The 14,360-nt window shown below is 58.3% G+C and carries 14 protein-coding genes and 1 riboswitch; of the genes, 12 read left to right on the forward strand and 2 right to left on the reverse strand.

Going from position 1 to position 14,360, the window contains the following annotated elements; genetic code table 11:
- Positions 1-54 precede the first annotated feature (54 nt).
- On the reverse strand, positions 55-1,563 hold the full coding sequence (locus ABUK73_RS06725; RefSeq protein WP_353576601.1) for an ABC transporter substrate-binding protein: 1,509 nt from the start codon (positions 1,561-1,563) through the stop codon (positions 55-57).
- A 288-nt stretch (positions 1,564-1,851) separates the two neighbouring features.
- Between ABUK73_RS06725 and ABUK73_RS06730 the strand changes: the two genes are divergently transcribed.
- The 11 genes from ABUK73_RS06730 to thiD all read left to right on the forward strand — a co-directional run bounded on the left by ABUK73_RS06730 (position 1,852) and on the right by thiD (position 12,597).
- Complete coding sequence (locus ABUK73_RS06730; protein ID WP_353576602.1) at positions 1,852-3,024, forward strand: sialidase family protein; 1,173 nt, start codon at positions 1,852-1,854, stop codon at positions 3,022-3,024.
- Positions 3,021-3,980 carry a 4-hydroxythreonine-4-phosphate dehydrogenase PdxA gene (pdxA, locus tag ABUK73_RS06735; RefSeq protein WP_353576603.1) on the forward strand — a complete coding sequence of 320 codons (960 nt, stop codon included), beginning with the start codon at positions 3,021-3,023 and terminating at the stop codon, positions 3,978-3,980. The genes ABUK73_RS06730 and pdxA overlap by 4 nt, the downstream gene beginning before the upstream one ends.
- Complete coding sequence (locus ABUK73_RS06740; protein ID WP_353576604.1) at positions 3,973-4,887, forward strand: dihydrodipicolinate synthase family protein; 915 nt, start codon at positions 3,973-3,975, stop codon at positions 4,885-4,887. Before pdxA ends, ABUK73_RS06740 begins: the two co-directional genes overlap by 8 nt.
- Before the next feature lie 11 nt (positions 4,888-4,898).
- Positions 4,899-6,023, forward strand: coding sequence for an iron-containing alcohol dehydrogenase (locus ABUK73_RS06745; RefSeq protein WP_353576605.1), 1,125 nt, complete (start codon positions 4,899-4,901; stop codon positions 6,021-6,023).
- A 173-nt stretch (positions 6,024-6,196) separates the two neighbouring features.
- On the forward strand, positions 6,197-7,231 hold the full coding sequence (locus tag ABUK73_RS06750) for a four-carbon acid sugar kinase family protein (RefSeq protein WP_353576606.1): 1,035 nt from the start codon (positions 6,197-6,199) through the stop codon (positions 7,229-7,231).
- 2 nt (positions 7,232-7,233) lie between these two features.
- The gene (locus tag ABUK73_RS06755) at positions 7,234-7,965 is read left to right on the forward strand and encodes a FadR/GntR family transcriptional regulator (RefSeq protein ID WP_353576607.1); all 732 of its coding nucleotides are present in this window, start codon (positions 7,234-7,236) and stop codon (positions 7,963-7,965) included.
- A gap of 78 nt (positions 7,966-8,043) precedes the next feature.
- Entirely contained in the window at positions 8,044-9,027 is a 984-nt protein-coding gene (locus ABUK73_RS06760) for a LysR family transcriptional regulator (protein WP_353576608.1), read from the forward strand.
- 150 nt (positions 9,028-9,177) lie between these two features.
- Entirely contained in the window at positions 9,178-10,170 is a 993-nt protein-coding gene (iolG, locus tag ABUK73_RS06765; RefSeq protein WP_353576609.1) for an inositol 2-dehydrogenase, read from the forward strand.
- A 79-nt stretch (positions 10,171-10,249) separates the two neighbouring features.
- A riboswitch (TPP riboswitch) is annotated at positions 10,250-10,352 on the forward strand.
- Positions 10,353-10,416: 64 nt separating this feature from the next.
- Complete coding sequence (locus ABUK73_RS06770; RefSeq protein WP_353576610.1) at positions 10,417-11,154, forward strand: hydroxyethylthiazole kinase; 738 nt, start codon at positions 10,417-10,419, stop codon at positions 11,152-11,154.
- Positions 11,144-11,800, forward strand: coding sequence for a thiamine phosphate synthase (thiE, locus tag ABUK73_RS06775; protein ID WP_353576611.1), 657 nt, complete (start codon positions 11,144-11,146; stop codon positions 11,798-11,800). The genes ABUK73_RS06770 and thiE overlap by 11 nt, the downstream gene beginning before the upstream one ends.
- Positions 11,797-12,597 carry a bifunctional hydroxymethylpyrimidine kinase/phosphomethylpyrimidine kinase gene (gene thiD / locus ABUK73_RS06780; RefSeq protein WP_353576612.1) on the forward strand — a complete coding sequence of 267 codons (801 nt, stop codon included), beginning with the start codon at positions 11,797-11,799 and terminating at the stop codon, positions 12,595-12,597. Before thiE ends, thiD begins: the two co-directional genes overlap by 4 nt.
- Before the next feature lie 2 nt (positions 12,598-12,599).
- On the opposite strand, the gene ABUK73_RS06785 is transcribed toward thiD, so the two are convergent.
- The gene (locus ABUK73_RS06785; protein ID WP_353576613.1) at positions 12,600-13,061 is read right to left on the reverse strand and encodes an Lrp/AsnC family transcriptional regulator; all 462 of its coding nucleotides are present in this window, start codon (positions 13,059-13,061) and stop codon (positions 12,600-12,602) included.
- Positions 13,062-13,187: 126 nt separating this feature from the next.
- Between ABUK73_RS06785 and alr the strand changes: the two genes are divergently transcribed.
- Positions 13,188-14,354 (forward strand): alanine racemase, encoded by a 1,167-nt coding sequence (alr, locus tag ABUK73_RS06790; RefSeq protein WP_353576614.1) that lies wholly within the window; start codon positions 13,188-13,190, stop codon positions 14,352-14,354.
- Positions 14,355-14,360 lie beyond the last annotated feature (6 nt).

A 14,360-nucleotide genomic window follows, 5' to 3' on the forward strand; every position in this document is an offset into this window, starting at 1 on the left:
TGGAGAAAAGGCGGAGAGAAATTCCGCCTTTTCCGATTGGCTGGTTGCGACGGATTACTTGAAGCTGATTTCAGAAAGCTGCAGCTGCGAGTTTGTCGCGATGGTGGGGGTGAATGCGATGCGCGGATTGACGCGGGCAAAGCCGACCATGTGGAACATCAGAACATCGGCAACCTCATCATTATAGAGGTAGGCGATGAGCTTCTTCCAGTCTTCCACACGCTTGTCGCCGGTGGCGGCGGTCGCATCCGTAATCATCTTGTCGACTTCGGGGTTAGCAATGCCGGACTGACGGCCCTTGCTATCGTACTTGAAATACATCGAGAAGACGGGATCGCCGCGAGAGTTGTCGTGCTGGGCAGCAACGAGCTGCGGACCACGATTTTCCGGGTAAGGCTTGGAATACTGCTTTTCGAACTCCGCCACTTCATACATCTGAAGCTTGATCTTGAAGCCGGCGGCCTCGAACATCTGCTGCGCGGCTTCCAGAACTTCCACGACGTTCGGGAAATTGTTGGTGCGTCCAACGATGGTAATCGGCGTATCGACAGGTACGCCATCGGCCTTCGCTTCTGCCAGCAGCTTCTTGGCACCTTCCAGATCAAACGGCAGCGGCTTTACATCCGGGTTCCAGCCTATTGTGCTTGGAGGCACCATGGCAACGGCCTTGAGAGCACCCTTTGGCAGAAGCGTGCCGATGAAGGCATCCCGATCCAGCGCCATGTTGAGCGCCTTGCGAACCCGCACGTCATCCAGCGGCTTGATGGAGGTGTCGACGCGCATGTAGAAGGTTTCGGAATTCAGATAGTTGAAATCGATCTTCGCGTCTGTCGCGTCCAGTTCGGAAATATTGGGTGCTAGATCGGCCTCGCCCGCCTTGACCATGGCAGCACGAACGGATGGATCGCCACGGAACACATAGGTCGCCTTGGCAACATCGGGTGCCTTGCCCCAATAATCGCTGCGGCGTTCAAGCGTAATGTTCTGACCAGCCTTCCATTCGGTCAGCTTGTAAGGGCCGGTACCGACAGGATTGCGGGTGAATTCCATAGGCGTTTCCGAGGGAACGATGGTCACGAGCGTCATCAGCAGCGGCAGGATCGGCTGGGCCGGATCTGCGGTGATGTCGATGGTGTTATCGTCCACCACATTGGCGGAAATCTTGGTTTCACCGAAATAGCGCGGCGTTTCGCAGGAAAGCTTGCTGCTCATCGCGCGTTCGATGGAGTATTTCACATCGCCAGCATCGAAAGCGGAGCCATCGGAGAATTTTGCGCCCTTGCGCAGATGGAAACGCCAGGTGCCCGGCTTTGCCTCTTCCCACTTTTCGGCCAGACGCGGCTGAAGGCCCTTGTTGTTGCGGACATCCAGTTCGGTCAGCGTCTCGGAAATATTCTGCAGAACGATACGGCCGATATTCGAGCGCGTGGCCATGCACGGCTCGACCAGATCGACTTCCTCGTCCAGAACAATCGTCACATCCTTACCCGCACTTTGCGCGTAGCTGGGCGTAATTGACGAGGCGGCCAAGAGCGCGCCGATGAGCAATGTTTTGCTTGTCATAACTTTCCTCCCTGATGAAACAGCGTCGCGCCATTGAAAGCGTGCGACCGCTCGTCGATGCTCCTCACATTAACTGATACAAACTTGGATCAAAGGGCATAATTTGTCAACTTAACATCTCAAACAAATAAAAATCGCCGTCGACAATTTAATTATAACATTGTTTTTATTGATTTATTTATAGATAATACAAGTTGATTACGGCAAATGACAAATCAATCCAACTTGACAACATTTGTTTGCAAGCGGATTATCCCCGTTAATAACTGATACGACGGGAGGAAATTTATGACGCCTGAAGAGATTGCGGCAAAGATGGATGGGCATCTTTTTGCGGCAGGCGAAGGACGCAAAGAGGCTTACCTGCCTTCACCGAAAATCCAGAACCACGCGGCATTTTTGAGCTTCCTGCCGGATGGCACGCTGGCCTGCGCCTGGTTTGGCGGCACGCTGGAAGGCAAGTCCGATATTTCCATTCACATTTCCACTCTGGGCGATGGTGCAGACACCTGGTCGCAGGCCGCTTTGGCGAGCCATGACGAGGAACGCTCCGAACAGAACCCGATGATTTTTGTCAGGCCCGATGGAAAGATCGCGCTTTTCCACACAGCGCAGCCTTCCGGCAATCAGGATGAGAGCCGCGTGATGGCGCATGATCTTGCGTTTGAAAACGGCAAGATCACCTCCGGCCCGGCGCGCGACATCGGCCTTGCCAACGGCACCTTTATCCGCGCGACCATCGTGCGCCGTGATGACGGCGCGTGGATGCTGCCACTGTTTCTGTGCAACCCCCGCCCCGGCGCGAAATGGACCGGCACGCATGACACCGCAGCCGTCGCCGTCAGCACGGATGAGGGCAAGACATGGTCCGTAACCGAAGTGCCGGATAGTTTTGGCTGCGTGCACATGACCATCGTGCCGCTGGACGGGCAGGAGATGGCCGCCTTCTTCCGCCGCCGCCAGTCGGATTTCGTCTATCGCACGGAAAGCCATGATGGCGGTCGCAGCTGGTCTGCGCCCGTGGCGACCGATGTGCCCAACAACAATTCCTCCATTGCCGCAACGCGTCTGGCCGATGGTCGTGTTGCGCTGCTGTGCAACCCGGTCTCTGCCGCTACGTCCGATGCACGGCGAGAGTCGCTGTACGATGAATTGGGCGAAGACGACCATCGCCCCAATGCGGAAGGTGGCATTACGCCCATTTGGGGTGTGCCGCGCGCACCGGTTACGCTCTGCGTCTCCACGGATGGCGGCAAGAGCTTTCCACAGCGGCGCATCGTTGAAGACGGCCCCGGCACCTGCCTGTCCAACAATTCGGTGGATGGCCGCAACAAGGAAATGTCCTACCCCGCGCTCGTGGAAGGCAAGGATGGTGTTCTGCACCTCGCCTATACCTACCATCGACGCGCCATCAAATATGTCCGCCTCGACAAGGGCTGGATCGACGGAGAAAACGCATGAGCGATATCGTTGGCATAACCATGGGCGATCCGGCTGGCGTCGGCCCCGAAATCACCATCAAGGCATTGGCTGAAATGAGTGCGCAAGACCGGGCCAACACCCGCGTCTTCGGTAACCTAAAGCAACTAGAGGCCGCCCGCACCGCGCTAGGCTCCGATCTGGACCTGACCGGCCTTGTCGAAAACATCGACATCGAAGGGGCACCGGTTGAATGGGGCAAGCTCAGCGCCGTCTCCGGTGATGCCTCGTTCCGCTTTATCGATAGCGCGGTGAAGGCGGCAACCGCTGGCAAGATCGGCTGCATCGTCACCGCGCCGATCAACAAGGAAGCCTTGAATTCGGCAGGCCACCATTATGATGGCCACACCGGCATGCTGACATCGCTCACCGGTTCCAAATCGGCCTTCATGCTGCTGGCATCCGACCGCCTCAAGGTTATCCATGTTTCCACCCATGTTTCCCTGAAGGACGCCATCAGCCGCGCTAAACCTGAGCGTATTCTGGCAACCATTCGCGCCGGAAACGATCACCTGAAGCGCATCGGCTACGACAAGCCGAAGATCGCGGTTGCGGGCATCAATCCGCATTGTGGCGAAAACGGTCTATTCGGCACGGAAGACGATGAGTTCATCGCACCAGCCGTCGCTGAGGCCCGCGCCGAAGGCATCGATGTCTACGGCCCGATTTCTGCCGACACCGTCTATCACCGCGCCTATAATGGCGGATTTGATCTTGTCATCGCGCAATATCACGATCAGGGCCACATCCCCATCAAGCTGGTCGCCTTCGACACCGCCGTCAACGTCTCCGTCGGCCTGCCCATCGACCGCACCTCCGTAGATCATGGCACGGCCTTCGACATCGCCGGAACGGGTAAGGCCAACCACGTCAACATGAATGCGGCCATTGCCTATGCCCGCAAGCTGATTGCAGGAAAGAAGAAGAACAATGGCTGAATCTTTTGAAATCGGTGGCGTCTACTCCGCCGCAACCACTGCCATTGCCGCAGATGGCACGCCGGATTTCCGCCTGTTCACCGCCCATTGCAAGGCGTTGATCGAAGAAGGCTGCGATGGCGTGGCGCTTCTCGGCACTACCGGCGAGGCCAATTCCTTCGGCCTGAAACAGCGCATGGACATTCTGGAAAAGGCGATTGCAGGTGGCGTTCCCGCGCAGAAGCTTTTGCCCGGCACGGCCCAGACAGCCGTTTCAGATACGGTCGAACTGACCCGCCATGCGGTTGAGGCCGGTGTGCCCGCCGTGGTTCTTCTGCCGCCCTTCTACTACAAGGGTGTGAGCGCGGAGGGTATTTACCGCGCCTATGCCAAGGTGGTCGAAGGTGTGAAGGATAACCGTCTGAAGGTCATTCTCTACCACATTCCGCAAGTGTCCGGCGTTGCAATTCCTCACGATGTCATCGCCCGCCTGCGCAAGGACTTCCCCGGCGTCTTCGTCGGCATCAAGGACAGCTCCGGCGATCTGGAAAACATGAAGGCCATGGTCGCTGCCTTCCCCGGCTTCGGCGTTCTGGCCGGTGCCGACCCTGTGCTTTTGCCGCTGCTGCAAGTGGGCGGTGCGGGCTGCATTACCGCCAGCTCCAACCTCGTCGCATCCGATCTGCGCATCGTCTTCGACAACTGGAACGTCGCTGGCAAGGAAGCGGTGGTCAAAGCTGCTCAAGATCGCATCGTTGCATGGCGTGAGCTGACCAACACCTATGTGCAGCTTCCCACCGTCAAGGCCATGGTCGCCAAGCGTCGCGGCGATAATGGCTGGCTGCGGGTGCATCCTCCTCTCATCGAGCTTTCCGATGCGGAACGAGAAACCGTCTGGGCGCGCATGGACGCGCTTGAAAACCAATAAGGAGCGGGCTCATGGATGCCATGGCACGGCCAATTACCCTGCATCAACCCAGGCGCCTTGAAATCGGCGCAGGTGCCTCCGGCAAGCTTGGAGAATGGGCAGACGGCGCACAGCGCGTGCTGGTCATCGCAACCGAACATACGGTCGGCTTCGTCGACCGGCTGAAGCTTACCGGCGATGTCAAAGTCTTCTCCGACATTCCGCCGGAGCCGGATGACAAGGCGCTGGATGCTGCCATTGAAGTGGCGCGGTCGCTGAAACCCGACCTCGTCGTCGGCCTCGGTGGCGGCTCGGTTCTGGACGTCGCAAAACTGGTGGCGGCATTGTGGGATGGCGATCAGTCTCTGGACGATGTCGTCGGCCCCAACAAGGTTGCAGGCAGACGCACGCGTCTGGCGCAGATCGCCACCACGGCGGGAACGGGTTCCGAAGCCGGTATTCGCGCTCTGATTACCGACAGCAGCACCCATTCCAAAAAGGCGGTCGAAAGCCCGCATCTGCTGGCAGATATTGCCATTCTCGACCCGGAACTGACATGGTCCGTGCCGCCGGCTGTAACGGCCGCAACGGGCATTGATGCCATGGCCCATTGCGTGGAAGCCTTCACCAACATCAATGCGCATGACCTAATCGATGGTTATGCCCGCATGGGCATTCGTCTCGTTGGCAAGTACCTCGCCCGCGCCGTTGAAAACGGCAAGGACACCGAAGCGCGTGCGGGCATGATGCTGGCCTCCTATTACGGCGGCATATGTCTCGGCCCCGTCAATACGGCGGCGGGTCATGCGCTGGCCTACCCGCTTGGGACCCGTCTTGGGCTGCCTCACGGTCTGGCAAACGCCATCATCTTCCCGCATGTGCTGGCCTACAACGTGCCAGTGCATGTCGATAAGACCGCCGAAGTGCTGGAAGCGCTGGGCCTTGCGGTTTCCAAGGAGCCGGAAGGCGTTCTGGAAGCAGCCTATGGTTTCTGCAAGGCGCTGGGCGTGGAGATGCGGCTGTCGGCCCACAAGGCGCAGGAAGCAGACCTCGCGAAATGGGCAGAAGAAGCACACGCCATTCGCCGCCTGATGAACAACAATCCGCGCGACATGGCCGTGGACGACGTGTTGTCGATTTATAAGGCGGCTTACTAAGGCGATACCACCGTCGTCATGCTCGGGCCTGTCCCGAGCATCTGCCAACGTTTCGATGTTTGCAACGGGAATAGATCCTCGGGACAAGCCCGAGGATGACGCAAGTGGAGAGATAGGCGCAAACAGCCGCGACCGTATTCTGGCGCGCTTGCACGTGAGGAATGACCACAGCAATGAAAAGGCATTTCAACAGACTTCTGATCGTTGCAGACGATTTGACGGGCGCGCTGGATACGGCAGCACCCTTCGCTGCCAGCGGCCATAAAGTCACCGTTGTGGCCGATCATCGCTTCATCGCCGAAGCACTCGACAGCGACGCAGACGTTATAACCGTAACGACGCGTAGCCGCGAAATTCCGGCTGATGAGGCGGCCAATCGTATTGTCTGCATCAAGGCCGCGCTGAAACCGGGTATCCGCCTTTTCAAGAAGGTGGACTCTCGGCTGAAAGGCAATCTGGAGGCAGAACTTACTGCACTCTCTTTCGAGCGTGCCGTCGTCCTGCCTGGCATTCCAGAATTTGGCCGCATCGTCTCAGATGGAATGATCGACGGATTTGGTGTGGACACGCCGATCTCCATTGCGGAACGCCTTGGAGCGCTGGCGCAGCGATGCCGGTTCCCAGATACGCTGACACCACAGGACATGCGCGACGCCGCTGATACCATTGAGGACAATGAATTGATGGTGGGCGCGCTTTCACTGGCAAAGGCGATTGCGGGTGAAAGCCAGCCGTCCCCCCTTACCTACCCCACCAGGCGAATCCTCATGGCAATCGGTTCACGCGATCCCATTACGCTTTCACAGGTCGAAAGGCTGAAAGCCGCCCGTCCTGATCTTCTCTATGTTCCTGCGCCAAATGGCGTTGCCGCGTTGGTATCAGAAGAGCATCGCGGTTCATCCATCACACTCATACAGGCCGTGCCATCCGAGACCGAAGTCAGCCCCTTGCAGGTTGCAAGCGCATTGGCTGCCAGCGTTGCAGAATATGCCCATGCCGGAGATACGATTCTGCTGTCTGGCGGGGCGACGGCAGAAGCCTATTTCGATGATCAGGGTCTTCATGTGCTTGGCTTTGCAGGCGAGGCTTTACCGGGCCTACCCGTTGCCGAATTTCATGGCACCTTCTACATTACCAAATCAGGCGGCTTTGGAACGGAAGACACACTTCTCCGACTGGCTGAGACCATAACAGGAGGGGAAGCGTAAATATGGGGGCGATAGAACAGGTTTCTCATCGCAAGAGTTTGAGCGACGTCGTTTACGAGCGGCTTCAGCATGCCATCAAATCCGGTGCCTACAAGAATGACGAGCGCCTGCCGACCGAGCATGATCTTGCTGCCGAGTTCGAGGTATCACGCCCCATCGTCCGCGATGCGCTGAAAAAGCTGCGTGACAAGGGCCTCGTCTATTCGCGTCAGGGCGCCGGCAGCTTCGTGCGCAGTATCGGCGTCAAACAGGCGCTTGGGTTTAGCCCCCTCGAAAATATCGCGGATCTCCAGAACTGCTATGAATTCCGTATGACGGTGGAGCCTGAGGCCGCGGCCTGTGCCGCCGAGCGCTATGGCGAAGCCGAGCTTGCCCATATCAGTCGTGCATTGGCTGCACTTAAAGAAGCGACAAACCGGCAGCGGCACCGGGAAGATGCGGATTTTCAATTCCATCTCGCCATCGCCAAGGCATCCGGCAACACCTATTTTTCCACTGCCATGGAAGCGCTGAAAGACCATATTGCCGTTGGAATGCAATTCCACGGTCTTTCGCTCAAAAATTCCATTCTTGGTCTCCAGCATGTCTATGACGAACACGCCGCGATTTTCGAAGCCATTCGAAATCGCGATTCCGATCTGGCACGCCGCCTGATGCGTCAGCACCTGCACGGCTCCCGCTCCCGCCTGTTCGAAGGGCGCAAGCCGGAACTCGCCTCGCAGGAAAACGAGTAAGCTCCGCTTATCCACAAGCACGCACCTCGCCCATACGCACAGGCGGATGGTCAGAAATCACGACACCTGTCATAAAGCATGTCAGACGCGAAAAATCGCGACCAGACCATCGAAGGTGGCGAAATGATAGAGCAATATCTCGACACGCGACAACTCGAAGCCTTCGTCGCCGTGGTGTCCATCGGCAGCATGACAGGCGCTGCCAAAGCGCTCGGAAAATCCCAACCCGTCATCAGCCGCCTCATTCAGGATTTGGAACAGGAAATCGGCTTCGTTCTGCTTCATCGGAACGGCCCGCGCATCGCGCCCACGGAACAGGGCGTGGCGTTTTTTGCTCAGGCGGAACTGTTTCTCGGCGGGCTTCGCACCATCAGCGAACGGGCGCGCCACATTGAAAGCGATGAGGCTCGTCCAATCGAGATCGCGTCCATTCCGGCCCTTGCCGCCAGTCTCGTGCCGCTGGCCCTGAAAGATATTCCCGAAGAGCAGTTTCCAAAACATGTGCATCTGCAAAGCACGGCATCGGAAAATGTCGTGCAGGCTGTCGTCGCCCGCACAGCCGACATCGGCATTGCCAGCCTGCCGCTTGATAATCCCGGTCTGGACGTTCACTGGATCGGCGAAGTCCCCTGTGTCGCCATCGTCGCAGCCAGTGATGAGCTGGCCCAGAAAACCATCGTCTCCGCGCAGTATCTTGCAGAACGCCGCATCATCGCCTCTGCCAATCCCTACCGGCTTAGAATGCGAATAGAACAGGCATTCCAGAAACAGAATATCGCCTTGAAGGATGTGGTCGATAGCAATGCGACCTATGTTTCGCTGTCTCTGGCGCGGGCGGGGCTGGGCGTCGCCATCGTGGAATCGGTAACGATCAGCGGCCTGCCGATAGACGGTGTCGCCGTTCTGCCGCTCGGCTTTCATATTCCCTTCTACTGGGGTGTCGTCACAGCACTGGGGCAACCACTGCCCGCCACAATCCAAAATTTCATTCATTCGCTGGAGGAGCGTGCGCAGGCCCTTCCCGGCTTTCGCAAACACACCAATCTGGCCAGCATAGTCTGAGATTGGACGCACTGCTCGCCGCTTGACATGCATGAAACGGCGCTCTAGCAAGATGGAACATATATTCCAAATGGGCTGATTGTTCGCATTGGCGTTCCAAACGAAGCCATAACGACAGACAGCTCCAGTTAACCAGATCGGGAGGAAACGATGGTTACGAGATTGGCTTTGCTGGGTGCGGGTCGCATCGGAAAAGTGCACGCAAAAGCGATTGCTTCCGACAAGCGCGCGAAACTGGTGGCCGTGGTCGATGCCTTTCAGGAGGCAGCACAGGCCATCGCGGATGAGACCGGCTGCGAGATCAGCACCATCGATGCGGTTTTGGCCAACCCCGATATCGACGCGGTCATCATCTGCACGCCGACCAATACGCATGCCGATCTGATCGAGCAATTTGCCCGTGCCGGCAAGGCGATTTTCTGCGAAAAGCCGATCGATCTCGATGTTGCCCGCGCGCAGGCTTGCATCGATGTGGTCAAGGAAACCGGCGCCAAAATCATGCTCGGCTTCAACCGCCGTTTCGACCCGCATTTCCGGGCCGTGCGCAAGGCCATCGATGACGGCCAAATCGGCAAGGTCGAGATGGTGACCATCACCAGCCGTGATCCCGGCGCACCACCACCGGAATATATCAAGGTCTCCGGCGGCATCTTCCGCGACATGACCATCCATGATTTCGACATCGCCCGTTTTCTGCTGGGTGAAGAGATCGTCAGCGTTTTCGCCACCGGCTCCGTTCTGGTCGATCCGAAAATCGGGGAACTGGGCGACTACGACAGCGCCAGCATCATTTTGACCACCGCCAGCGGTCGCCAGGCGATCATTTCCAACTCGCGCCGCGCCACCTACGGCTACGATCAGCGCATTGAAGTCCACGGCTCGCTAGGCTCTGTTGCCGCAGAAAATCAGCGCCCTGTCTCCATCGAAGTCGCAACCAAGGACGGCTACACGCGCCCACCGCTGCATGATTTCTTCATGACGCGTTACACCGCCGCCTATGCCGCAGAAATTGCAGCCTTCATCGATTCCATCGAAAACAACGCCGCAGCCTCGCCTTCCGCACAGGACGGCCTGATCGCGCTGAAACTCGCCGATGCGGCGCTGAAATCCGCGCGTGAAAAAGTGGTCGTCCAGATCGCCTGATCACTCGACACAAAAGGCGGGGCCGTGCAGCTCCGCCTTTACCTGCCATTGACAGCAGGCACAAAAGACGACAATTTCCAGACATTCCGAGGGGAGCATCTGACGATGCTGAGATGGCGCTGAGCCGGACCCTTGAACCTGATCCGGGTCATGCCGGCGTAGGAACGGAACAGTCGCCATTGGCCAAGCTTTTCTCTTCTCCGCTCGACTCGGGTCTCCCTGATATTATCTGGAGCGCAGAGACCTATGGCGAGTTTTCCAACGGCACAGAGTGCGGCAGAGCTGCTGGCGCGGGTGCGGCAACGACGGCCCCGGGTGCATTGCCTGATGAACACCGTCGTTCAGAAATTTACCGCCGATGGCATAACCACCGTGGGCGGCATTCCGTCCATGACGTCGTCCGAAGAGGAAATCGAAAGCTTCGTTTCCAAGGTCGATGCTCTCACCATTAATCTCGGCACGCTGGATGCTACGCGGCGCAAAGTCATTCGCATGGCAGTGGAGGTGGCGAATGCCAAGGGCAAACCCTGGATCGTTGATCCCGTGCATTGCGATTACTCGCCGTCTCGGCTGGATTTCGCCCATGAACTCATCACCCTCCACCCGACCATCGTGCGCGGCAATGCGGCAGAGATGGCGGTCATCGGCGATGTCGGCAAAGCATTGCGCATCCAGACCGGCCCGCAGGATGTGTTTCGCGATGCGGCCAGAAACGCAAAGATTCTCAACGGTCATACATGGATGGCGAAAGTTACCGGCACCGGCTGCCTTTCCGGCGGAGTGATCGCCGCTTTCATGGCGGTCGAACCGGACCCAATGCTGGCGGCAACGGCAGCGCTGACGGTGACGGGTGTATCGGCAGAACTTGCAGCAAAACACGCCCGCGGCCCCGGCACTTTCGAAGCGGCCTTTCTGGATGCGCTGGACGCTATCGATGCCAACGACATTCTTTCCCTTGCGAGGATCGAGCACGATGAAAATTGATTACAGACTGAATGCCTTGGTAGATGCCTCGCTTGACGATATCGCGCCGTTGCCAGAACTGGCTGCCGTCGCTGCACGGCACGGCGCAACGATCATCCAGTATCGCGATAAGCACGCCTCGACCCGACATATGATCGAGCAAGCGCGCCTGATGGTGGATGCGCTGAAGGCAACCGGCGTTCCTCTCGTCATCAACGACCGCGTGGATGTGGCGCTGGCGTCCGGCGCGGATGGTGTGCATCTGGGTGCCGACGATATGGATGCGGAAACAGCAAGACGACTGCTGGGGCCGGATGCCATCATCGGCCTGACTGTCAAGAACATGGGCGATGCAGAGCGTGTTGCCCAAGCATCTGCGGACTATGCATGCATTGGTGGAGTTTTCGAGACGGTTTCAAAGGTCAATCCGAACGCGCCGGTGGGATTGGAGGGGCTTCGCGACCTTCGCACCTATCTTCGCAATGCTTGCCCGGAGATGCCCGTCGGCGCTATCGCTGGTATTACGCTGGAGAAGGTCGGCCCCGTAATCGACGCGGGTGCTGACGGCGTCGCCTTGATCTCCGCTTTGTTCCGCGCCGTCGATATTGCAGAGGCAACGGCTGATTTCCGCCGTCAGGTGGACCTTGCGCTGGAGGCACGCGGATGACAGCCATTGCCTTGACGATTGCCGGGTCTGACAGCGGTGGCGGCGCGGGCATACAGGCCGACCTGAAGACCTTTTCCGCGCTTGGCGTCTATGGCACCAGCGTCATCACCGCCATCACCGCCCAGAACACCAAGGGTGTGACTGCGGTCGAAGATGTTTCGCCCAGCATGATCGCAGCGCAGATGGACGCGGTTTTCTCGGACCTTAATATCGGTGCGGTCAAGATTGGCATGGTCTCGCGCATTGAGACAATCGAAACAATTGCTGCAAAGCTACATGAAATCAGCAGTCCTGTCGTCATGGACCCGGTGATGGTGGCGACATCAGGCGACCGTCTGCTACAGGAGGATGCCATCGAAAGCCTGCGCAGCGCCTTGCTGCCTCTGGCACTACTCGCCACCCCGAACCTGCCGGAAGCCGCACTTTTAAGCGGCCAGCCGGTTGCGACGAACAGGCAGGAGATGATCCGTCAAGCCGAAGCAATATTGAGCACCGGTGTTCGCGCCGTTCTGATCAAAGGCGGGCATGGCGGCGGCGCTGAGAGTGTCGATCAGCTGCTGGATGGCGATGGCATGCAGGAATTTTCCATGCCGCGCATAGACACTCGCAATGACCACGGCACCGGCTGCACACTGGCATCGGCCATTACCGCAAATCTGGCGCTTGGCTTTCCCTTGGCGGATGCGATTGGTTTGGCGAAGGAATATCTACAGGGGGCGCTGGCGGCGGGCAGAGACCTGCATGTCGGCCAAGGTCACGGGCCTGTGCACCATTTTTATCGCTGGTGGAGCGCCTGACATCAGGCCCTCGGCTTCGGGCTTGCCAGCGCGTTGCGAATGGCGAAGCTGGAGTGAATGCGGGAGACGCCGGGCAGTTTCGAGAGGATTTCCTTGTGAACTCGCTCGAAATCGCCCGCGCTTTCTACTTCCACCCGCAGGAAATAGTCGGAGCCGCCGGTCATGAGGTAGCACTCGCGAATTTCGGGGTATCGCCTCACGGCATGTTCGAAGCGATTGAGAAAATCCTCTGTCTGCCGGTCGAGCGTGATCTGCACGATGACCGAGATGACCTCGCCGCCAGCGGCACTGCCCGTCAGCGCCGTGTAGCCGCGAATGACACCTTCCCGCTCCAGAATATCCACCCTCCGCAGACAGGCGGATGGTGACAGGCCCACCTCTGCCGCAAGCTTCGCATTACTGATGCGGGCGTTGAGCCGAAGCACGCGGATGATGTGACGATCGGTAGCGTCCAAAGCCGACATAAAATCATTCCATTTAGCCGTCGAAAATTGCGCCTGATCGCCAATCTTCGAATAATCCACGCATCAAACTGCGAAAATTCGATAATCGTTGCAATAGTCTTGTTGTAAAATAACAAGGGAACGACGATGGACATGACGATCAATCGCCAGAAGGCGAGCGGTGGTGCCAGCGGTTATCTGACAATAGACCTCGGCGCGCTTCGCGACAATTACCTCATGCTGCGGGCCATGGCCCCAAATTCCGTGACCAGCGCCGTTGTTAAGGCGAATGCCTATGGCCTCGGTGCGGATATGGTCGCACCCGTTCTCTACAATGCCGGTTGCCGTCACTTCTTCGTCGCCCATATCGATGAGGCCATCGCGCTGCGTCTTCGCATTGCCGGTGATGCGGACATTTTCGTGCTGAACGGGCTTCAACCCGGCAACGAGACTTCCTGCGCGGCGATGAACATCACGCCCGTCATCAACTCGCTGGAGCAGCTGGCGCAATGGTCCGCGCATGCCGTCATGCTGGGCAAGACGCTTCCAGCAGCAATCCAGATCGATACCGGCATGTCGCGGCTGGGCATGGCACCTTCCGAAGTCGAAACGCTGAAAACCTCGCCGAGCCTTCTGAACGACATCTCGATCACCTTCATCATGAGCCATTTGGCCTGCGCGGATGAGCCCGAGCATGCGGCCAATGGATCGCAGCTTGATGTGATGCGCAAAGCGGCGGCCATGTTTCCAGATGTGCCGGTGTGTTTTGCCAATTCCGGCGGTATCTTTCTGGGCGCGGAATACCACAATGCCGTTATGCGCCCAGGCATCGCGCTTTATGGCGGCGCACCTTCCACCGTCCGGACGAACCCGATGAAGCCGGTAGTGCGGCTGGATGTGGCCGTTGTGCAGACGCGGACGGTTCCCGCCAACACGCTGGTTGGTTATGGCGGCACGCTGCGCACTACGGGTGAAACGAGACTGGCGACCATCGCCGCCGGTTATGCGGACGGCCTTCCCCGTTCTCTGAGCAGCAGGGGAGCGGCCTATTTCAATGGCGTACGCCTGCCGATTGCCGGGCGCGTATCGATGGACAGTATCAGCCTCGATATTTCCGCGCTGCCGGAGGGAACCTTGACCCATGGCAGTCTCGTTCAATTGATAGGGCCAGATCAATCGCTGGAAGACATTGGCGAGGATGCCGGTACCATTGCCTATGAAATTCTGACAGGTCTCGGCCATCGTTATCGCCGTACCTATATTCAGCCAGACATACCTGTCGCCACGGGCGATGCAACGAATGCAGACGAGTGAGAGCAA

It is taken from the genome of Agrobacterium vacciniicorymbosi, assembly GCF_040427045.1.
Classification (GTDB): Bacteria; Pseudomonadota; Alphaproteobacteria; order Rhizobiales; family Rhizobiaceae; genus Agrobacterium.